The sequence below is a fragment of the Acetoanaerobium pronyense genome (assembly GCF_017874355.1).
Lineage (GTDB): Bacteria > Bacillota > Clostridia > Peptostreptococcales > Filifactoraceae > Acetoanaerobium > Acetoanaerobium pronyense.
The window spans coordinates 49,879-71,689 of sequence record NZ_JAGGLI010000001.1; the positions used below are offsets into that span (position 1 = coordinate 49,879).

The following is a 21,811-nucleotide window of genomic DNA, read 5'->3' on the forward strand; positions in this document are numbered from 1 at the left end:
GCACCCCCAAATCTAATTTTATCGTGATATCATACCCAATATGAAATCGTTTCAATTATTTATTTATAGATTTAGGTTAAAATATCGTAAAGAGCTTTTTCTGCTCTTTTAAAATCAATAAAAAATGGGCTTGAAGCAATGGTTACAATAGATGCTTTTTTCAAAAATTTTTTTATAATATCTATTTTTATCTCATAGTTTATATAATCCATATCCTCACTGAAAAAATCAAGATCAATATCTACAATAAAGGATTCTTTGTCATCAAGAAATTTTTGAGATTCACTCAAGCTATAAGTTGAATCCACAATAATAAGGTCAGAAACTATATTTTCTTCCTGCAAAGGAGAGATGAAATTTCCAACATTTAAGACTCCATTTGTATAGTAAAAAGCTCTATCTAAAGGGCTAATTGTAGTGGGAATATCCATATCTATGTCTTTTAAAAAGCTTATGACATCAATATCCTTAACATCTTTAAGCCATAAATCAGGAATTCGAGTATCTTTATGTTGATCAAAATGAATCATTTTTTGTCTATTTTTAATTTTTTTTGTAAATACTTCTTCATATATAAAATAAAAAGCATGGTTGTGATTGTCAAAAATATAATAACTTACTCCTTCAGGACTTTTGTATTCTAAAAATGATTCTAGTCCTTTGAATCCAAGCTCTACGCCTTCATCAACTTCTACAAAACCATATTTCAGACCTTCCTTTAAAATGATCTCATTTGATTTTTTAAGCTTTGGTATATATATTTTTTTTATGCTTTTTCTTCTAGAATAGGAAAAGCTATTATTCCCTATAGCTTTTTCAATAAAAAATCCTTTCTGATAATAGCTCATAAAGTCACTCCTTTAATTAATTTTTTTAGAAATAGTATGTATATAGCTAGATTATAATATGTTTACTTATAGTTTTAAATACATTACAATATAAAGGTTAGCTAATTAGAGGAAATTTGATAGATAAATAAAAATACTGAGTGAGTTTGAGATAGTGAGGGGAAATATAAATGTTAGAATTTCTATCTGCTTTTGGACTTATTTTTGTTGCTGAAATGGGAGATAAAACACAGCTTTTAGCTCTTGCCTTTTCTACAAAATACAAGACAGGGGATGTATTAAAGGGAGTTTTTGCTGGAGCATTTTTGAATCATGCATTAGCTATACTTTTTGCATCTTTTATCTCTAGATATGCATCGCTAAACAGTATTCAGGTAATAGCGAGTTTTATTTTTCTGGTATTTGGGTTTTTATCATTAGTTATAGAGTATGAAGATGAGGATGAAAAAGAAGGAAAGTCGTTTTCCAATCCTATATTAGCAGTAGCTGTTGCATTTTTTATAGGAGAACTTGGAGATAAGACTCAGCTCACAGCTATGGCATTAGGTGCGGGTGCAAAGAGTCCTTTTATGGTTCTTTTAGGAACTTCGTTATCTATGGTAGTTGTAAGTTACGTTGGTATATACACAGGTAAGATACTTGGGAAAAAAATTCCAGAGATTACAATGAAAATGATAGCAGCAGTTATTTTCTTGATATTTGGATTTAATGGACTATATAGTTATATACCTTCAAACTACATAAACATTAGCTCTTTAATTTTAGCTACTTTACTTACTATTTCTATAATTGCATGGATTTTCAAGCTTAATATAAAAAATAGGGAAGACTACTATACAAAAAAGCTCTCCAATCTCATTTCATTATGCTCAGGATGTTCAAGACATGATCCAGAGTGTGAGAGAGCAATTGAAATAAATGAGATTACCCAGAAGTACATAGGAGAGGGAGTCCCTTTTTTAGGAGATATAATAGGATATATAGAGTCTCTAAAAAATATTTCTCCAGAAAAAGGAGAAAAGATTAAAAAACTATGTGATTAGAATTATAAAACCTAAATATATAAAATTAAACACCCCTCCATTTGACTAAAGCTCTCTATTAAAGAGATGTAGTTGGGAGGGGTTTTTATTATTTATATCATTCTATATAAAGGGAGCTTAGCTCTTTTGCAATCAGGCAGGAAAGCCTAGCGTTATTTTTTAAAATTGTTCCTATATTTTTTTTTGTCTTTCCTTTGGTAAGGCTATCTAGCTCTTCTACCATATAGGTAGTAAAATCTTTTCTATCAATTTTTTCTTCTTTTGCTTTTATAATAGCTTTTGTAACATAACCTTCTATTGTGTTTTTATCTATAATGCATTCCTCTGGTACGGGGTTTGTAATAATTACTCCCCCTTTAAGTCCTAAGTTCCATTTTACATCTATAAGATGAGAAATATCCTTTACATTATCCATTCTATACTCTACCTTAAGTCTATCATCAAGTACATAAAATGCAGGGAAGATATCTGTAAGATGTCCGATTACTGGCACACCATAGGTTTTTAGGTATTCTAAAGTAAGGGGAATATCAAATATATAGTTAACTCCAGAGCACACTACTGCAACGCTTATATTGGAGAGTTCCTGAAGGTCTGATGAAATATCAAAATTTTCAAGTGCTCCCCTATGTACACCTCCAATAGCGCCAGTTGAAAAGACCTTAATACCTGCAAGTTTTGATATTATTATGGAAGTCGCTGCTGTAGTTGTCCCTGAAAGGTTTTGGGATACAAAATAAGCAATATCTCTTGTAGAAATCTTATGAGGGTCATCATCTGCAAGTAAAATAGAAATTTCGGAAGGTGTAAGTCCTGCAACTAGATTGCCATTTAATACACCAATGGTAGCAGGAAAACATCCTAGGCTTCTAACTATGTTTTCTATTTCTAAGGCGAGCTCAAGACTTTTAGGATAGGGTATTACCTTTGAGATACTGTTTAATTCAAGTCCAACGACAGGCTTGTTAGACCTTATGGCTTTTTTTAAGTCATTATTTATATGTAGATATTTATTCACATAAATTCCCCCTGTAGATATTTGAGTTAAGATAGTTGCATTATACCCTCTATGTATCTGAAATAACCAGTCTATTTCTAAAAAATAATAGAGTTACTTAAAAATATATAAAACAATTTAGGTCATATTTTTCTTTAAAATAATTTCCTGAAAACTTTTTTCTTAAATATTTTAATATAAAAAAGTGATTGAACAAGAAATTTATGGAAATACTATAGTAATGTATTGAAATAAATAAAATGAAATTCAAGTCGAGGTGACTGAAATGAAAGACAAGAAAGTTCTTAATGTTTATTCAGAAATTGGAAAACTAAAGACCGTATTGCTTCATCGACCTGGAAAAGAAGTTGAAAATTTAACACCTGATTTAATGGATAGATTGCTTTTTGATGATATTCCTTACCTTCAAATTGCAAGAGAAGAACACGATGCGTTTGCAAAGATACTTGCTAAAAATGGAGTTGAGGTTCTTTATCTTGAAGATCTGGCAGCAGAATCCTTAGAAGATTCCGCTGTTAAGGATTTATTTTTAGAAGAATTTATTTCTGAGGCGAAGGTTCAAGGAGACAAAAAACGTTTTATAGTCAAAGAGCTCCTTATGGACTTTTCTGACAATAGAAAAATGATAGATAAAATGATGGAGGGTATTAGAAAATCAGAAGTGAAGAATTATAATGCAACCTCATTAGCTGACATGGTAGAGTCCAGATATCCTTTTGTGGTTGACCCAATGCCAAACCTTTATTTTACTAGAGATCCATTTTCCACTATAGGTTCAGGGATTTCACTTAATCATATGAGAACTGTTACAAGAAGAAGAGAAACATTGTTTGCAAAATATATTTTTAAATATCATCCGAAATTTAAGGATATAAAAATCCCGATGTGGTATGACAGAGATGAACCCACTGCAATAGAAGGGGGAGATCAACTTGTATTAAATGAAAAGACTCTGGCCATTGGGATATCAGAAAGAACAGATGCAGAATCTATTGAAAAGCTTTCAAAACGAATATTTGCAGAAGGAGAGTCATTTGAAACCATCCTTGCTTTTCATATACCAAATAAAAGAGCCTTTATGCATCTAGATACAGTATTTACTATGGTTGATTATAACAAGTTTACAATTCATCCAGAGATAGAAGGTCCTCTTACTGTATATGCAATCAAAAAAGGGAACAGTAACTATATTAGAATTGAAAAAGAAACTGAAGAACTTGATAAAGCGCTTGCAAAGTATTTGCATCTTGATAAGGTCACACTCATAAGGTGTGGAGGAGGAGATATAGTTGATGCCGGTAGAGAGCAGTGGAATGACGGGTCAAACACACTTGCAATCTCACCTGGAGAAGTTGTTGTATATTCAAGAAACCATGTAACAAATAGGCTGCTTGAAGAAAATGGAGTAAAGCTTCATGTAATGCCATCAAGCGAGCTTTCACGAGGAAGAGGAGGCCCGAGATGTATGTCTATGCCTCTTTATAGAGAAGACTTATAACATTATATTTTTATCCTATATAAAACATTTTAAGGAGGTCAATTTATGTCACTAAATTTAAAAGGAAGAAATTTTTTAACTCTTAAAGACTTTACTCAAGACGAAATTAAGTATCTTTTAAACCTTGCAAAAGATTTAAAAGATAAAAAAAGATCAGGTATTAAAGGAAATCTTCTAGAGGGAAAAAATATAGTTCTTTTGTTTGAAAAAGCTTCAACAAGAACGAGATGCGCATTTGAAGTTGCAACACTTGATGAAGGGGGTCATGTGACTTTCCTTGGAAGCGGGGATAGTCAGATGGGGAAAAAAGAGTCTATAGAAGATACAGCTAAGGTACTTGGTAGATTTTATGATGGAATAGAATTTAGAGGTTTCAAGCAGGAAACTGTAGAAATATTAGCTCAAAATGCTGGAGTTCCAGTATGGAATGGACTTACAGATTTATATCATCCTACACAAATTTTGGCGGATTTTTTGACAGTAATGGAGCATATATCTAAGCCTCTTAACAAAGTTAAATTCGTATACGTAGGGGATGCCCGCAACAATATGGGAAACTCTTTAATGATAGGAGCAACAAAGATGGGTATGGACTTTTGGGCAATTGCACCAAAAGAACTTTGGCCAGAAGAAGAGTTAGTGAACGAAATGAAGGAAGTTGCAAAGGAAACAGGGTCATCTATAAACCTTAGTGAAAATGTAGATGATGTAAAAAATGCAGATGTAATTTATACAGATGTTTGGGTTTCTATGGGTGAAGAAGATAGATTTAAAGAGAGAATTGATATTCTAAAACCTTATCAGGTAAATATGGAAATGATAAAAAAAGCTGAAAATGAAGATATGATTTTTCTTCACTGTCTTCCTGCCTTTCATGATACAAATACAAAGACGGGTCAAGAGATATATGAAAAATATGGCCTTAAAGAGATGGAAGTTACTGATGAAGTTTTTAGAAGCAGATACTCCAAAGTATTTGATGAAGCAGAAAATAGAATGCATACTATAAAGGCAGTCATGGTTGCTACAATAGGAAACCTGTAAAATATATTCTTGGGGAGATGATTTTATGGTTAAAGACAAGATAGTGGTAGCCCTTGGCGGAAATGCTCTTGGAAATACTCCTAATGAGCAAATAGAAGCAGTAAGAAGGACGGCTAAGCCAATAGTTGATTTGGTTGAAGAGGGACATGAAGTGGTGATTTCCCATGGTAATGGACCTCAGGTAGGAATGATAAATCTTGCCATGGATATTGCATCAAAATCAGCAGCGGCTACTCCTGAAATGCCATTTCCTGAATGCGGAGCCATGAGCCAAGGGTATATAGGATATCACCTTCAAAATGCTATTAGAGAAGAACTTTTAAATCGTGGCCTTGATAATCCTGTATCCACAATTATTACTCAGGTTTTAGTCGATAAAAATGACCCTGCCTTTGAAAATCCAACTAAGCCTGTTGGAGCATTTTACACAAAGGAAGAAGCGGAAAAACTAACCAAAGAAAAAGGCTTTGTAATGAAGGAAGATGCAGGCAGGGGATATAGAAGAGTAGTACCATCTCCTCTTCCTATTGACATAGCTGAAAAAGAAACTATTAAAACCTTAATAAGAAACGAACAAGTAGTTATAGCAGTTGGTGGGGGAGGAATACCCGTTTATGAGGAAGGAAATAAGCTTATAGGAGTATCAGCTGTTATTGATAAGGACTTTGCTTCTGCAAAGCTTGCTGAAATACTTGAAGCTGATTACCTTATTATACTTACAGCAGTGGAAAAAGTGGCTATTAACTTTGGAAAGGAAGATGAGGTTTGGCTTTCTCAGATTACTATAGATGAAGCTGAGAAATACATCGAGGAAGGACAGTTTGCGCCAGGTTCGATGCTTCCTAAAATAAAAGCGGCAATGATGTTCGCATCGTCTATGAAAGGACGAAAAGCCCTTATTACTTCACTGGAAAAAGCAGCAGAAGGCATTGAGGGAAAAACAGGAACGAAAATAGTGAAATAAAATATATTGACAACCTAAATATCTTAAACTATAATTGAAATTTAAATCATTTGACAGATTTCCCTCTTTATGTTATTATTATACTTAGTAAAAATATGAAGAGGGTGATTTTTTGGCTACGAAACATACTTTAGAAGGAATTAGAAAGAGTATTGAAAAGCACCTCGGAAAGAAAATCATACTTAAAGCTAACAAAGGCCGCAAGAAAATAGTGGTAAAAGAGGGCGTACTTGAGAATGCCTACCCTAATGTCTTTGTAGTGAGGATAGACGGTAATTTCGATACTACCACAAGAGTATCATATAGTTATTCGGATATACTGACATCAACTGTCAAGCTGAAGCTTAGCAAAGATGACATAACCTCAAGACCATCTTAGATATCATATACATAAAAACTCCCCTAAAATTTTTAGGGGAGTTTTTTATGCAAAATAAACATTATATAGTATAATAACATATTGTAGAAGCAAACCAGCGTGTGGAGGGTTTTATGGAAGAGATAATATTAAAAGCAAGGGGAAAAATCAATTTATCACTTGATATAATAGGAAAAAGAAAAGATGGATATCATCTTGTGGATATGATAATGCAAAGTGTGGATATCTACGATACTATAAAGATTAAAAAACGTGATGATAAAGAAATAAAAATTTTTTGTAGTAACCCGAATATTCCTTCTAATGAAAGCAACTTAGCATATAAAGCTGCAATTCTTATAATGAATCATTATGGCTTAAATGAAGGGGTAAACATACATATTGATAAAAAAATACCAATGGCAGCAGGGATGGCAGGAGGAAGCTCAAATGCTGCGGCTGTTCTTGTTGGAATGAATGAATTGTTTTCTTTAAACGTAGATTTAAGTGTACTTAAAGCTCTAGGACTAAAACTGGGAGCGGATGTTCCTTTTTGCATAGAAGGGGGAAGTGTTAGAGCACAGGGTATTGGAGAAGTGCTCACTCCTATTCCTTTTATGGATATAGTAGTTTTAATTTGCAAGCCAGATGACTCGGTTTCAACAGAGATGGTATACAAGAAATTTAATATAAACGAACCTTATGCAAGACCCGACAATGAAAGGCTAATAGAGGGACTTAGAGAAAAATCTCTAGAAAAAATATCATCTTCTATGGCTAATTCTTTAGAAAGTGTAACTCCAAAGCTAATAATAGATATTGACAAAATAAAGAATATTATGACAAATAGCAAGGCGGTCGTTTCAATGATGACTGGGAGCGGTCCAACTGTTTTTGGATTATACAGAAATATTTATGATGCTTCTGGAGATTTTGAGAAGCTTTCTAAGGAATTTAAAGAAACATATATAACAAAAACCTCTGAAGGAGGAGTTGAAATTGAGTCGAGGTATTGATAAGCTTAGTATTCAGGATATAAAACCCCTTAGAGATGTGGTTTTTGACCATCTTAGAGATGCAATACTTGATGGCGTGTTAAAGCCTGGAGAGAGACTTATGGAGGTTCAACTTGCAGAAAAACTAGGGGTATCAAGGACCCCAGTAAGAGAAGCTATAAGGAAGCTTGAAATTGATGGTTTTGTTGAAATGATTCCAAGAAGAGGAGCTCAGGTATCAGAGCTTTCTATAAAAGATGTGGAAAATGTCCTTGAAGTTAGAGAAGTCTTAGAAGGCCTTGCTGCCTTTTTAGCGGCTACAAAAATAAAAAAAGAAGAACTATCTGAGTTTGAAAAAGCGTATAAAGGCTTAGAAATGAGCGTAGAAGACAAGAATGTTGAGGAGATAGTAAAATGGGATTCGAGATTTCATGATATACTCCTGAATGCATCGGGAAATCCTAGGCTAATCAAAGTAAATAGCGTTCTTATAGAGCAGGTTCATCGTTTTAGAAAAAGCTATGTAGAAGACACAACTACAGCTGATTACATATTAGCTAGCCATAAAAAAATACTTGAAGCAATTCAAGAAAAAAAACCTGAAAAAGCTAGAAAAGCATCTGAGGAACATATAAGGGAGATTAAATTTTTTATTTTAGAAAAATATAAAAGAAACAGTAGGTGATATTATGAAAATAGCATTACTTTTTGGTGGGAAATCAGCAGAATACGAAGTTTCTTTAATGTCGGCAAAATCCATTTATGAAAACATTGACAAAAAGATTCATGATGTTTATCTAATTGGCATAGATAATAAAGGGGAGTTTCATTATTTTGATGGAGATATAAAATCAGTTGCAGATGGTAGCTGGATTAACAATGTATCTGATGCTGAAGTGGTTTTTTGCAGCTCTCAAAAAAAACCAGGAATATATTCAAGTGACATTAATATAGTATTTGATCTTGTATTTCCAGTACTTCATGGACCGTTTGGAGAGGATGGAAAACTTCAGGGACTTTTAGAAATTTCAAACCTAGCATATGTAGGATGCCCTGTTCTTGCATCAGCTGTGGCGATGGACAAGGATATAGCAAAAAAATTATTTGCATTTGAAGGAATAAATCAAGTCCCTCATCTAACAGTATGTTCATGGAATAATATAGAAAAGTCTATGATTGATATAGAAGAAAAATTAGGATATCCATGCTTTGTAAAGCCAGCTAATATGGGCTCTAGTGTAGGAATTAGCAAGGCTAAAAATAGGGATAATCTAAAAAAGGCCATTGAAAATGCTTTTCTTTATGACCATAAACTAGTAGTAGAAAAAGGAATAAATGCAAGGGAAATAGAGGTTTCTATCCTTGGAAATAGTGAAGATATTAAAGTTTCATGCACAGGAGAAATTATACCTTCTGATGAATTTTATGATTATGATGCGAAATATAAAAGTAATGAATCGAAGCTTATAATTCCTTCTGATATCAGCATAGATGATGAAAATGAAATCAAAAAAATGGCTCAAAAGGCTTATAAGACTATAAATGGAGAAGGACTGTGCAGAATAGACTTTTTTATAGATAAAGATACAAATGAAATATTTTTAAATGAAGTAAATTCAATGCCTGGATTTACAACTATTAGCATGTACCCAAAACTTTGGGAAAAAAGCGGAATTTCATATAAAGAGCTTGTAGAACGACTGATTTGCCTAGCAGTTGAAAGGAAGGAAAGAGAAGATGCAAAAAAATCCAAATAATCCTATAGGGGTATTTGATTCTGGTGTAGGAGGTCTTACTGTACTTAAGGAAATCATAAAGGAACTCCCAGATGAAAATATAATTTATTTTGGAGATACAGCTAGAGTTCCATATGGTCCAAGATCTTCAGATACAGTGGTGAAATATACCTTCCAATCAATCAATTTTCTTTTGGAAAAAGGGATAAAAGCCATAGTAATCGCATGTAATACAGCTAGTGCTAGAAGCCTAGAAAAGGCACGAGAAAGATATAATGTGCCCATTCTTGGAGTTATAGAGCCTGGGGCTAGGACGGCAGTCGGAACCACAAAAAATTCCAAAATAGGAGTCATAGGAACAGAGGGGACCATAGGTTCGAAAGCTTACGATAATTTTATGCTCAAATCAAACAGTGAGCTTGAGATATTTTCAAAGTCCTGTCCGCTTTTTGTGCCAATAGTAGAAGAGGGATGGTCAGATACTGATATCGCTTATCTCACAGCACAAAAATATTTGTTAGAATTAAGAAAAACGGGTATAGATACCTTAGTCATGGGGTGTACACACTACCCTCTTTTAAATAACACTATACAAAAGGTGATGGGAGATGAAGTAACCCTTGTAAACCCAGCTAGAGAGACTGCTAAAGATTTAAGAGAGCTTCTAGAAAAGGAAGAGATGTTAAATGTATCAGAGAATTCTCCTTATTTTAGATACTACGTCTCAGATCAACCTAGCAAATTTATAAAAATTGGGGAACAATTTCTTAATAGAAAAATAGAAAAAATAGAAATGATAGAAATACAAAAATATTAGTAGTTTAGTTACAATGAAAGGTGATATATTTGAGAGAAACTCTTATAAATATAAAAACAGTACAACTTGATTTTGCATCAAAAAAAGAAGATGTAATAGAACTTGTCACAGAAGGACTTTTTTATGAAGAAGGAGATTTTAGTATTTTAAGCTATGATGAATCCGAAATCTCAGGGATGAAGGGAACTAAGACTACCCTTACGATAAAGGAAGGCTTTGTGTCCATGAAAAAAAATGGAAGCAATACTTCTCTTATGGAATTTGAAAAGGGAAAGAGGTACAAGTCATCCTATAAGACTCCATATGGAGATATGTCTATGGAGATACTTACAAAAGATGTGTCCATAACTAAAGAAATAAATCCCTTTAATATAGAAATAAATATAGAATATGAGATAATTGTAAAAGGTTTCCTTGAAGGAAAAAATAAAATGCATATAATGGTTAGCTAATCCTAGTGTTTGGCTTTCAGAAAAACTATGTAAAGGATGAAGTGTATGGTAATAGATGGGATAAAACAGACCATAGAAAGAGAAAAGCTTATAACTAGGGGAGATAAAATTCTCGTTGCGCTTTCAGGTGGACCAGACTCTGTATGTCTTCTTCATACCCTTAAAAGTTTGGAAAGTACATATGGGATAAGAATCTATGGTGCACATCTTAATCATAAAATAAGAGGCATTGAAGCCCAAAAAGATGCTATGTATGCGGCTAAATTATGCGATAAACTGGAGATACCTTTTTTCGTAAAGGCGATAGATGTTCCTGAGTTTGCGAAAATCCATAAGCTTACTTTAGAAGAAGCAGCAAGAAAAGTAAGGTACAATATGCTTTTTGAAGTCAAATCCAAAATAAATGCCGATAAGATAGCAGTTGCACATAACCTTGATGATCAGGCAGAAACTGTTTTAATGAGACTTTTAAGGGGTTCTGGAATCAAAGGGCTCAAAGGAATGGATTATTTTAGGGAAGATGGAATAATAAGACCTCTAATGGATGTAGAAAAAAAGGATATAGTAAAATATTGCGAGAATCATGAATTAAACCCTAGAATAGATCATACAAATTCTGAAGAAGAGTATACAAGAAATAAAATTAGACTAAAACTTATTCCGTTTATAGAAAAGGAATTTTCCCATAATATAAAAGAAACTCTTTCTAGGACGGCAAATATTCTTAGAGAAGATAATGAGTATCTTGAAAAAAATGCTAAGAGTATTTTTGAAAAAGAAGTGGTAGTAGTATCAAAGGATACTGTAAAGATGGATAGCGAAGAGCTTTTATCCTGTGAATATTCAATAAGTAAAAGGCTCATAAGAATGGCAATAGAAAAGATTTCTGGTAGTCTTGAAGGTATTGAAAATATTCATGTGGAAGATGTAATTTCACTTTCACGAAATCCTAAAAACCAAGCAATGATAAATTTACCTAAAGGCATTTTTGTATACAAAAGGCCAGAAGGGATTTATATAACAACCAAAGAAATGATAGAAAAAACAGTAACTTTTAGCCATAATCTTGAATTTGATGATTATGTTGAGATTCCAGAGGTAAACATGGCAATAGAAAGCAAGATAATGTCAAAAGAAAAATGTATGATGCTTCCAACGGGGCAGTTTACAAAGGCTTTTGATATAGACAAGATAAAAGGTCCTCTTACAGTCAGAGCAAGAATAGATGGAGACAGGATGAGGCCTATGGGGTTAGGAGGGACGAAAAAACTTAAAGATATATTTATTGATCTTAAGATTCCAAGAGAAAAAAGAGACGAAGTACCTTTAGTCACAGATAAAGAAGGGATACTTTGGATGGTTGGGTATAAAATAAGTGAGGATTACAAAATCGACGAAAATACAGAAAAAGTGATAAGAATAACTTGTAAACCTTTATAATAATTACAATTTGTGATAAAATATCATGATGATTCAGCTAGAGAGGAGGACTTCTTTTTGAAGAAATTTTTCAAAGGAGCAAGCTTTTATCTGCTTATTTTCATAATAATAATATCTGTGGTACAACTGTTTGGAAATCAGGTTCAAGAAGTTAAAGATATACCTTTTTCCCAGTTTTACCGAAGTCTTAGGGCGGAAGATATAAAAGAAGTGAAGTTCGTAGATAGAAGAATAACAGGAACAATAAGAAGTACAGAAACGTCATTTTCATCGTATCTTCCTTATGGAATAAGCGAAGAACAGCTTTCAGAAGAAATATTAAGACAATCACAAGAAGGAAATTTAGTTACTACAGGGGAACCTGTTCCTACTACACCTTGGATTTTTGAAATTCTGCCATCCATATTTATGATTCTTATATTTGTTGTTTTTTGGTTTGTATTTATGCAGCAATCTCAAGGTGGAGGAAACAAAGTAATGAACTTTGGGAAATCCAAGGCCAAGCTTCATAAAGATGACAATAAAGTAAAAGTTAATTTTAAAGACGTGGCAGGTCTTGATGAAGAAAAAGAGGAATTAGAAGAAATTGTGGATTTTCTTAAAAATCCAAAAAAATACATCGAACTTGGTGCTAGAATACCAAAGGGAATTTTAATGGTGGGTCCTCCTGGAACTGGAAAGACTTATCTTTCTAAGGCAGTTGCTGGAGAAGCTGGAGTACCATTTTTCTCTATCAGTGGTTCGGACTTTGTAGAGATGTTCGTAGGGGTAGGAGCTTCTAGAGTTAGAGATCTTTTCGAACAAGCAAAAAAATCTTCTCCGTGTATCATTTTTATTGATGAAATTGATGCGGTGGGAAGAAAAAGAGGTGCTGGACTTGGAGGGGGCCATGATGAAAGAGAGCAGACCCTAAATCAGCTTCTTGTTGAAATGGATGGTTTTGGAATTAACGAAGGTGTCATAATAATGGCAGCTACAAATAGACCGGATATACTGGATCCAGCTCTTTTAAGGCCTGGAAGATTTGACAGACAAATAATGGTAGGATCCCCTGATGCAAAAGGAAGGGAAGCAATACTGGAGGTTCATGCAAAAAATAAACCACTTGCAGAAGATGTGGATTTAAAGGTTGTTTCTAGAAGGACCCCAGGTTTCACCCCTGCAGACATAGAAAATCTTATGAACGAGGCGGCTCTTCTTACAGCAAGGGCTAATCGTAAGAAAATAGATATGGACACTATAGAAGAAGCCATAACAAAAGTTATAGCAGGTCTACCTAAGAAATCAAAAGTTATAAGCGAAAAAGAAAGAAAGTTAGTTGCTTATCATGAAGCTGGACATGCGGTAATTGCTAAGCTTTTACCAGGAGCTGATCCAGTTCACCAGGTTACTATAATACCTAGAGGAAGGGCTGGAGGATTTACAATGACCCTTCCAACTGAAGATAAGTATTATACTACAAAAACAGATATGGAAGAAAAGCTTGTAGAGCTTCTTGGAGGACGAGTAGCTGAAAAGCTAGTTCTTGATGATATATCTACAGGGGCACAAAATGACCTTGAAAGAGTATCGCAAATCGCAAGAGCTATGGTTACAAAGTTTGGAATGAGCGAAAAACTAGGAGCTATGGCTTTTGGAGATTCTTCTGACGAAGTATTTTTAGGAAGAGATATGACAACAAGAAGAAATTACTCTGAGGAACTTGCATCTGAGATTGATAGAGAAATAAGACGCTTTGTAGATGAAGCTTATGAAATGACAGAAAAGCTTCTTACTGAAAACATAGAAATTCTTCATAACGTTGCAAAAGCACTTCTTAAATTTGAAACACTGGATGCTAAGCAATTTGAGCAAGCTTTCAATAATGAGCTTGATTTAAGTGAAGAGAGCTTAGAGGAACTTGCTGAGGAAGCTGCTGAACATGCAAAGGAAAGTCTAAAAGGATCTTCTATTGCATCATCAGGTGGAATATCAGAAAAAGAAACTCTGGAACCTGAAAATGATGAAGTCTCTGCTGATGGCGTAGATTTGAAAAAAGAATAAAAAATATTAATGGCGAAAGAATATGAAGGAAGCTTCTTATATCTTTCGTCATTTTTTATTACCAATATCACGTTGTAATATTAAAAATAAATTTATCCTTTTATGTGGGAGAACTAATTTTTGAAAGTGAAATTATTCACATTCTCTTGGGTTTGAAAAATTTTACCTTTTATATTTTGTTTATATATAGTATATTTTATGTATAACTATACTAATTCAGAATATTATGAGAAGAACTAAGGAAGTGATACCTTGTATTTTGGAAGCTTGAAAACTAGCTTTACTATATTTATAGTTATATTTACAATGATTTTTGTTGGAATGTCGGGATATTTTTTTAGAAATATGGCTTCAGAAAATATAAGTGAAAGAATTATGCAGAAAAACATGTCAATCTCTAAGTTTGTTTCCAATCAGATTGAAATGTATTTAGCGAATGCTATAGAAGCAGTGGAAACTGCTGCTGCATTTTCTTCGGAGTCAAATGGAGACCTTGAGCTTATTCAAAATGAAATTTTTAGAATGTATGATAACTTTTCTTATTTTGACCTAATATTTTTTATGGATGATACTGGGAAAATTCAATTTTCTAAGCCAGCTAATCCTGAGGTCACAGAGGTGAATGTATATAGGTTTAGAGACTATTATATAGATGTTATGAGAACAAGAGAAACTGCGGTAAGTAGATTGTTTTTAAGTACTATTCTCTCAAAACCCCACTTTGTTCTAGCAGCTCCTGTATTTTCAGATGGGGAGCTTATAGGTTTAATTGGTGGAGGTATACCCATTGAAAATATAAAAAAAATTATACAAATTAATCAAGAAGAATTTGATGGAAACATATGGGTTTTTGATAGTTATGGCTCTTTGGCTGTAGATCCATACGAAAGTGAGATTAGTACTATTAAAATTATGGAAAACAGTATAATTGAAAAAAATGGAAAAGTCCATGATTACATATCCTTAATAGATAAGCAAGAAAGCTTTTTTGGAACAAGAAAGATTGATTATGGAGTATATAATGTTGCATCAAGTTTTGTAGAAAGTACTGGCTGGATGGTAATGGTAGAGCAAAGCGTTGGTTCATTTATTTCAGAAACTGATGCTTTCAACAAACAGCTAAGAAACTTTATGTTTGTAATAATAATATTATCCATAATCATAGGTATCATTTTTTCCAACTCTATTACTAAGCCAATAGAGATTTTAGTGAAAGATGTAGAAAAGATTGGTTCTGAAAACTATCATATAGAGACAGAAAATCTTGACTATTATGATGAAGTAAGAGAGCTTAGAACAGCTTTTCATCAGATGGGAAATAGAATAGATAAGCAAATATCTGATCTGGAGATTTCAAATGAAAATGTAAAAAATCTTAAAAGAAGACTATCTGATGTTTTGGAGAGTTTTTTTAGTGCTGTGGTAGTTTGTGATAAGTTTGGAGAGATAAACTTTGCAAATAAAGCAGTGGAAATGGTTACAGGCTATTCAAAGGAAGAGATAATCGGCCTAAAACTCAATGAATTTTATGAAAAGATTTCTGTTAATCCAGATAATATAAATTCCAAAAACCCAGAGAATATAGTTACTACATTTGAAACTGAAATTGAAATAAAAAGTAAAAATTCTGGGATAGTGCCTGTTTCTTTATCCTTTTCCCCTTTAAAAAAGGAGGGTGGAGAACGAACTGGTATAATAATAGGAATTAGAGATTTAAAAGAAGTGAAGTATCTAGAAGAAGAATTAAAAAGAGAAGACAGGATAAGAACCCTAGGAGAGCTATCTGCCTCAATCATCCATGATATAGGAAATCCTCTTGCAGGAATGTCTAATCTTATAGAGATACTTAAGGAAGATTATGTAGAAGAAGAATCAAAAAAAGAAGTACTTGGTATTATGGAAAAGGAAGTGGCGGATTTAAATAAAATGGTTATAGAGTTTTTGGACTTTACAAAGAAAAAAGGAATCAAAAAAGAGAAAATTTCCTTGAATCAGGTTGTGCTTGAAGTAGTTAACCTATTTAAGGTTGAGGCTAAAAAAAGACAAATAAGCATATCTATAAATGATTCAAGTAAAAAAATCTTTGTTAATATAGATAGATTAGATGTAAAGCAGGCGATCATGAATATATTCAAAAACTCCCTGTATGCTGTTGAAGACAAGGGGACTATTAGAATAGATATAAATGAAGATAGTGATAAAATTGCTCTTATAATTGCAGATGATGGAGTAGGGATTGAAAAGGACAAGATGAATAAAATATTTGACCCTTTTTTTACAACAAAAGAATCAGGAACAGGATTGGGTCTTCCAATTGCATACAAATCTATAAAAGCCAATGGAGGTTATTTGACTGTTAGAAGTATCAAAGGAAGAGGAACAGAGTTTACTATATTGTTCCCTAAATAATATATATTTAAAGTCATTTTATTTTTCGAACTAGATTGTTATGTACATAAAGGGGAGAGTGAAAGAATATTGATGAAAATTCTTATAATAGATGATGAAATTGGTATAAGAACTTCACTGAAATTTGCTGTTCAAAATGAAGGTTTTGATGTTCTTGCTTGTGGTAGCGGAGAAGAAGGTCTGCTTCTTTTTGAAAAATTTAATCCGGATATAACTATTTTAGATATTCATCTACCCGGTAAAGATGGTATTGAAGTTTTGAAGGAGATTAAGAATAAAAAAAGCTCTGCAATAGTTATTATGATAACTTATTTGAGTGATATTAGATTAGCTGTAAATGCAATGAAGCTTGGAGCGTATGATTATTTCACAAAACCTTTTTCTATAAAAGAGGTTAAAGAAGCGATACTAAAGGTATCTGAATACAAAAAAATAAAAACCAGTTTAGATGAAGATGAGTTAGGTCAATCTGAGGCTTTTGTAGGAAAAAGTAAAAAAATTATTGACATAAAGAAAAAAATTAAAAAAATTGTAAATATGAATATTGAAACAGCGATACTCATAACAGGGGCTAGCGGAACTGGAAAGGAAGTACTTGCTAAATATATTCATGAATTGAAATATCAAAATCAAAGACCGTATGTTGCAATAAATTGTGCTGCAATACCCCAAAATCTTCAAGAAAGTGAATTTTTTGGGTATGAAAAAGGAGCTTTCACAGAAGCTAAAGGGAGGAAAACAGGTCTTATTGAAAATGCAAATGGTGGAACTTTATTTCTTGATGAAATAGGAGATATGGATATAGATTTGCAGGCTAAAATGCTAAGAGTACTTCAAGAAAAAAAGTTTAGAAGAGTTGGAGGACTAGCCGAAAGTGACTTTAGCGCACTTATTGTTGCTGCAACAAATAAAAATCTAAAGGAGGAAATAAAAAAAGGAAGGTTTAGAGAGGACCTTTATTACAGATTAAATGTAATTCCCATAGAAATGCCTGATCTTAAAGATAGACAAGAGGATATAGAATATCTTATTGATTATTTTATTAAAGAATATAATACTAAGCTGGGAAAAAACGTTTTAGGTTTTGAAGAAAGTGCTTTTAAAAGGATGCTAAATTATAACTGGCCTGGCAATGTAAGAGAACTAAAAAATTTAATAGAAAGGCTAATGATATTTGCAGATGAGGAACTAATTAAGGAAGAAGAACTTCCTGATGATATTATTTCAGATTTAATTGACGAAACTAAAACTGACCATAGGGGCCTTGAAAATGCAGAAGCAAAGGTTATTATGGATGTACTTATTGAAAATCAGTGGAATATCACTAAGACCTCCGAAAGGTTGGGTATATCGAGACTTACTTTAAGACGAAAGATTGAAAAATATTCCCTTGAAAGACCATTTTTATAAAATAATATAAAAATAAAAATCGGTAACATATTTACCAGTAATCGGTAACTAAGTTACCGATTTTTATTTTTCTAAAAAAAATAGAGGAAAATTTGTAGAAATTAAATAATAAAATAACGATATAAATATCCTCAACTGAGCAATTGCAATATTCTAAAATTTATGAAAACATTTTCAAGAATGTTAATAATTTGGCATATTTATTGCGAGTATATAGTTAAAGTCGACTAAACAGTTTTGATTAAAGGAGGAAGCTTTATGGGAATTGAACTGATTTCTTTACTTACGCTCGTGGTAGCAATTTTTATTGGATTTAAAAGAGGGGTTAATACAGGTCTTGTATCTATTGCTTTTGCATTTCTTTTAGGGTTCTTTGTATATGAACCTCTTGCTTCAAATCCAGATACAATGGTAGCTCTTTCTTCAGCGCCAGCAAAAGCAGCAACACTTATAAAAGGATGGCCTAGTTCTTTATTTTTTATGCTACTTGGAATGACCCTTTTATTTAGTATAGCGAGAGCTAATAGAACTCTAGAGCTTCTTGCTAGAAAAGCTGCTTACTTAAGTAATGGAAATAAAAAGCTATTACCAATTATATTTTTTATACTTGCAACGGTTCTTGCGGCTGTAGGCCCTGGTAATATAGCAGTTTGTGCACTTGTACTTCCAATTGCTATGGCAGTAGCCCATGAAGAAAAGATAAGCCCTCTTCTAATGGCAGGAGTTACGATTGCAGGTTCTAATGCAGGGGGACTTTCTCCTATAGCTCCAACTGGAATTATTGCAGTGAATCTTGCAAGTGCTATAGGATATGATGTTGGGACTCATGTATTTATTCAAATGGTAATTGCTCAGGTGATAATAGCTGCCGTACTTTACATAGGTCTTGGTGGGTACAAGCTAAAAAAAGATGCGGATGCTAAAGCTGTAAAGCCAGCAAAGTTTAATACTCATCAAATGATGACTATAGCTGTCATAGGAGCGGTTGTTTTATCAATTGTATTTGCAAAATGGAATATTGGATTTGCTGCCTTTGTTGGTTCTTTCGTACTTCTTTTCATGAAAGTTGCAGATGAAAAACAGTCTATTGCAGGAATACCTTGGTCTACTCTTATACTGGTTTGTGGGGTTGGAGTACTTGTAAACGTAATAAAAATTGCAGGAGGTATAGACCTTCTTACAGATACTCTATCTGTATTTATGAATCAGCAGACATCAGGAGCTATAATTACAATTATTGCAGGTCTTATGTCTTCAGTTTCATCTGCATCTGGAGTAGTAATGCCTACACTTATACCTACAGTTCCAGGTCTTGTTGAAAATCTTGGAATTGATGGAAAAACGCTTATCACTGCTGTAGTTCTTGGCTCTCACTTTGTGACTAACTCGCCAATATCTACACTAGGAGCTCTTGCAATGGCTTCGGCAGATGAAGAAATAGATAAGACTAAGTTCTTTAATCAGCTTATGATTTTAGGATTTGGAGGAGTTGTGTTTGGAGCTATACTTGTTTTTGTTGGAATAGTAGGATAATTAATATTTCTTTCAAATTCATATTGCAGTTATGGGCCAACTTAGATATAATGAATCTAGATATTTAATTGTCAACCTTGATTCTATTGGGGCAAAATTCCCTTTTGTCGCAAAGATAGAAATCGCACGGTGAAATGAGATGGCAGGCCCACTTATTTTCCCGTGCTTTTTTTGCTTATATCTAAGCTCATCCTATTAAAATTAAATAAAAATCCAGATATCTAAGAAGGCAAAATGACCTTTTGCCACTAGACTAGTTATCAAAAGGAGGAACTGTGTATGAAGAGAGAAGAGATATTAATAACTGGCTATTCCAAACTTCCTAAAGGAATTACAGCTAGCGAAATGTATGGAGGCATAATAGCTGTAGGAGTTGTAGTTAAAAGATCTACTGGAGAGATAGTAGACTGTGACTGCACACTTATAACAAGAGTTGCAAAGGAATTTGTAAATCAAATTATAATAGGAAGGAATATTAAAGATATTGAACCTGTAGAGCTTGACCTCCAAGAAAATTACCTTGGCTCTGCAAAAAAAGCTATAGTTTCTGCACTTAAGATTTGCCAAGAAAAGTACAAACAGTTGTCAGAAGAAATCTAAAAATTATCGATTTTAGGAGGCTTAGTTATGGATAAGACAAGGTTAAGATGCAAAGAGTTAGAATCAAAAGTAATGACAGCTCAAGAAGCTGCAAAAATATTTGAAAATGACATGGTTGTAGGAGCTTCAGGATTTACTCCCGCTGGATATCCTAAGGCTGTGCCGGTTGAGCTTGCAAAAAGAGCTGAAAATGGAGAAGAAATAGGAATCACTCTAATTACAGGAGCCTCAGTAGGACCTGAGCTCGACAAAGAGCTTGCTGTTTCTGGAGTTATGAAAAGAAGATTCCCGTACCAGACAACCAACGAGTGCAGAAATGCCATCAATGAAGGGAATATAAAATATCAGGATATGCACCTTAGTCATGTACCACAATGGGTAAAATATGGTTATTTTGGAGAGATGGACATTGCTATAGTTGAAGCGGTTGCTATAACAGAAGACGGAGGAATAGTACCATCTACATCGATAGGTAACTCAGCTACATTTATAGAAAATGCAAACAAAGTTATAGTTGAAATAAACACATCACAACCTGCAGAACTAGAGGGTATACATGATATTTATATTCCACAGGCACCTCCAAATAGAGAGCCTATACCTCTTGTGTCTGTATCTCAAAGAATAGGAACTACTTATATACCTTGCGATAAGGAAAAGATTGCAGCTATTGTATTTACTGATATTTCGGATTCTACAAGAGCGGTTGCTCCAATAGATGATACATCAAGAAAAATGGCTCAAAATCTTATAAAATTCCTTAAAGAAGAAGTAAGACTTGGAAGACTTCCAGAAAATCTTCTTCCTCTTCAATCTGGAGTTGGAAGCGTTGCAAATGCAGTGCTTGGCGGTCTTTGTGATTCGGATTTTGAAAACCTTGAGGTTTACTCCGAAGTGCTTCAAGATTCTGTCTTAGATCTTATAAATGCCAATAAAGTAAAGTTTTCTTCAGGTACTTCAATTACCTTATCTCCTCATAGACTTCCAGGTTTCTATGAAGAATTTGACAAGTACAAAGACAAAATGATACTAAGACCTCAAGAAATAAGTAATCATCCAGAGGTAGCAAGAAGACTTGGAGTAATCGCAATGAATACAGCTATTGAAGTAGATATATACGGAAATGTAAACTCTACCCATATAATGGGAAGCAGAATGATGAATGGTATAGGAGGATCTGGGGACTTTACTAGAAATGCATATCTTTCAATATTTACAACAGAGTCAATTGCAAAAAATGGAGATATTTCTTCTATAGTTCCGATGGTATCTCACCATGATCATACAGAGCATGACGTTATGGTAATAGTTACAGAGCAAGGAGTTGCAGATTTAAGGGGACTTTGTCCTCAGGAAAGAGCAGAAGCTATAATTGAAAATTGTGCTCACCCTGATTACAAAGAAAAACTTAGAGATTACTTTAATAGAGCAAAAGAAGGAAAGTTTAAGCATACACCTCATCTATTAAAAGAAGCACTTTCTTGGCATGAAAAATTTCTTGAAACGGGAAATATGAAATAAATATAGTCAATTTATTGAAAATTTATTATAATATTAAGGGACAAACACAGAAAAATATGTTAGTCTTTTAATGGATTCCCAA

Annotated in this window: 19 protein-coding genes; 17 read left to right on the top strand and 2 right to left on the bottom strand. The window is 33.3% G+C overall.

Annotation, left to right across the window (positions count from 1 at the left end):
* Window positions 1-71 precede the first annotated feature (71 nt).
* Complete coding sequence (locus J2Z35_RS00250) at window positions 72-848, bottom strand: peptide arginase family protein (protein ID WP_209658147.1); 777 nt, start codon at window positions 846-848, stop codon at window positions 72-74.
* 170 nt (window positions 849-1,018) lie between these two features.
* On the opposite strand from J2Z35_RS00250, the gene J2Z35_RS00255 reads away from it, so the two are divergent.
* A complete protein-coding gene (locus tag J2Z35_RS00255) occupies window positions 1,019-1,891 on the top strand; it encodes a TMEM165/GDT1 family protein (protein ID WP_209658149.1) in 873 nt (290 codons plus the stop codon).
* Window positions 1,892-1,988: 97 nt separating this feature from the next.
* On the opposite strand, the gene J2Z35_RS00260 is transcribed toward J2Z35_RS00255, so the two are convergent.
* Window positions 1,989-2,909 (bottom strand): pseudouridine-5'-phosphate glycosidase, encoded by a 921-nt coding sequence (locus J2Z35_RS00260; RefSeq protein WP_209658151.1) that lies wholly within the window; start codon window positions 2,907-2,909, stop codon window positions 1,989-1,991.
* 265 nt (window positions 2,910-3,174) lie between these two features.
* Here J2Z35_RS00260 and arcA point away from each other — a divergent pair, with 265 nt between their 5' ends.
* The 16 genes from arcA (at window position 3,175) to J2Z35_RS00340 (ending at window position 21,729) form a co-directional block, all read left to right on the top strand.
* A complete protein-coding gene (gene arcA / locus J2Z35_RS00265) occupies window positions 3,175-4,407 on the top strand; it encodes an arginine deiminase (protein WP_209658152.1) in 1,233 nt (410 codons plus the stop codon).
* Between the two features lie 45 nt (window positions 4,408-4,452).
* Window positions 4,453-5,451 carry an ornithine carbamoyltransferase gene (argF, locus tag J2Z35_RS00270; protein WP_209658154.1) on the top strand — a complete coding sequence of 333 codons (999 nt, stop codon included), beginning with the start codon at window positions 4,453-4,455 and terminating at the stop codon, window positions 5,449-5,451.
* Window positions 5,452-5,476: 25 nt separating this feature from the next.
* Window positions 5,477-6,415: a carbamate kinase gene (arcC, locus tag J2Z35_RS00275; protein WP_209658156.1), complete on the top strand. Its 939-nt coding sequence runs from the start codon at window positions 5,477-5,479 to the stop codon at window positions 6,413-6,415.
* Between the two features lie 112 nt (window positions 6,416-6,527).
* Window positions 6,528-6,794, top strand: coding sequence for a Veg family protein (locus tag J2Z35_RS00280; protein WP_209658158.1), 267 nt, complete (start codon window positions 6,528-6,530; stop codon window positions 6,792-6,794).
* 113 nt (window positions 6,795-6,907) lie between these two features.
* Entirely contained in the window at window positions 6,908-7,789 is an 882-nt protein-coding gene (gene ispE / locus J2Z35_RS00285; protein ID WP_209658160.1) for a 4-(cytidine 5'-diphospho)-2-C-methyl-D-erythritol kinase, read from the top strand.
* Window positions 7,773-8,453, top strand: coding sequence for a GntR family transcriptional regulator (locus J2Z35_RS00290; protein ID WP_209658162.1), 681 nt, complete (start codon window positions 7,773-7,775; stop codon window positions 8,451-8,453). The genes ispE and J2Z35_RS00290 overlap by 17 nt, the downstream gene beginning before the upstream one ends.
* A 4-nt stretch (window positions 8,454-8,457) precedes the next feature.
* The gene (locus J2Z35_RS00295) at window positions 8,458-9,525 is read left to right on the top strand and encodes a D-alanine--D-alanine ligase family protein (RefSeq protein WP_209658164.1); all 1,068 of its coding nucleotides are present in this window, start codon (window positions 8,458-8,460) and stop codon (window positions 9,523-9,525) included.
* Window positions 9,506-10,321 (top strand): glutamate racemase, encoded by an 816-nt coding sequence (gene murI, locus J2Z35_RS00300; protein ID WP_209658166.1) that lies wholly within the window; start codon window positions 9,506-9,508, stop codon window positions 10,319-10,321. The genes J2Z35_RS00295 and murI overlap by 20 nt, the downstream gene beginning before the upstream one ends.
* A 29-nt stretch (window positions 10,322-10,350) precedes the next feature.
* A complete protein-coding gene (locus tag J2Z35_RS00305) occupies window positions 10,351-10,773 on the top strand; it encodes a DUF1934 domain-containing protein (protein WP_209658168.1) in 423 nt (140 codons plus the stop codon).
* Between the two features lie 45 nt (window positions 10,774-10,818).
* Complete coding sequence (tilS, locus tag J2Z35_RS00310; RefSeq protein WP_209658170.1) at window positions 10,819-12,213, top strand: tRNA lysidine(34) synthetase TilS; 1,395 nt, start codon at window positions 10,819-10,821, stop codon at window positions 12,211-12,213.
* Window positions 12,214-12,270: 57 nt separating this feature from the next.
* Window positions 12,271-14,256, top strand: coding sequence for an ATP-dependent zinc metalloprotease FtsH (gene ftsH, locus J2Z35_RS00315; protein WP_209658172.1), 1,986 nt, complete (start codon window positions 12,271-12,273; stop codon window positions 14,254-14,256).
* A 252-nt stretch (window positions 14,257-14,508) separates the two neighbouring features.
* Complete coding sequence (locus tag J2Z35_RS00320; protein ID WP_209658174.1) at window positions 14,509-16,665, top strand: ATP-binding protein; 2,157 nt, start codon at window positions 14,509-14,511, stop codon at window positions 16,663-16,665.
* 72 nt (window positions 16,666-16,737) lie between these two features.
* The gene (locus J2Z35_RS00325; protein ID WP_209658176.1) at window positions 16,738-18,075 is read left to right on the top strand and encodes a sigma-54-dependent transcriptional regulator; all 1,338 of its coding nucleotides are present in this window, start codon (window positions 16,738-16,740) and stop codon (window positions 18,073-18,075) included.
* A 258-nt stretch (window positions 18,076-18,333) separates the two neighbouring features.
* Complete coding sequence (locus tag J2Z35_RS00330; RefSeq protein WP_209658178.1) at window positions 18,334-19,608, top strand: ArsB/NhaD family transporter; 1,275 nt, start codon at window positions 18,334-18,336, stop codon at window positions 19,606-19,608.
* Between the two features lie 279 nt (window positions 19,609-19,887).
* On the top strand, window positions 19,888-20,208 hold the full coding sequence (locus tag J2Z35_RS00335; RefSeq protein ID WP_209658180.1) for a DUF3870 domain-containing protein: 321 nt from the start codon (window positions 19,888-19,890) through the stop codon (window positions 20,206-20,208).
* Window positions 20,209-20,235: 27 nt separating this feature from the next.
* Window positions 20,236-21,729 carry an acetyl-CoA hydrolase/transferase family protein gene (locus J2Z35_RS00340; RefSeq protein WP_209658182.1) on the top strand — a complete coding sequence of 498 codons (1,494 nt, stop codon included), beginning with the start codon at window positions 20,236-20,238 and terminating at the stop codon, window positions 21,727-21,729.
* Window positions 21,730-21,811: the final 82 nt, after the last annotated feature.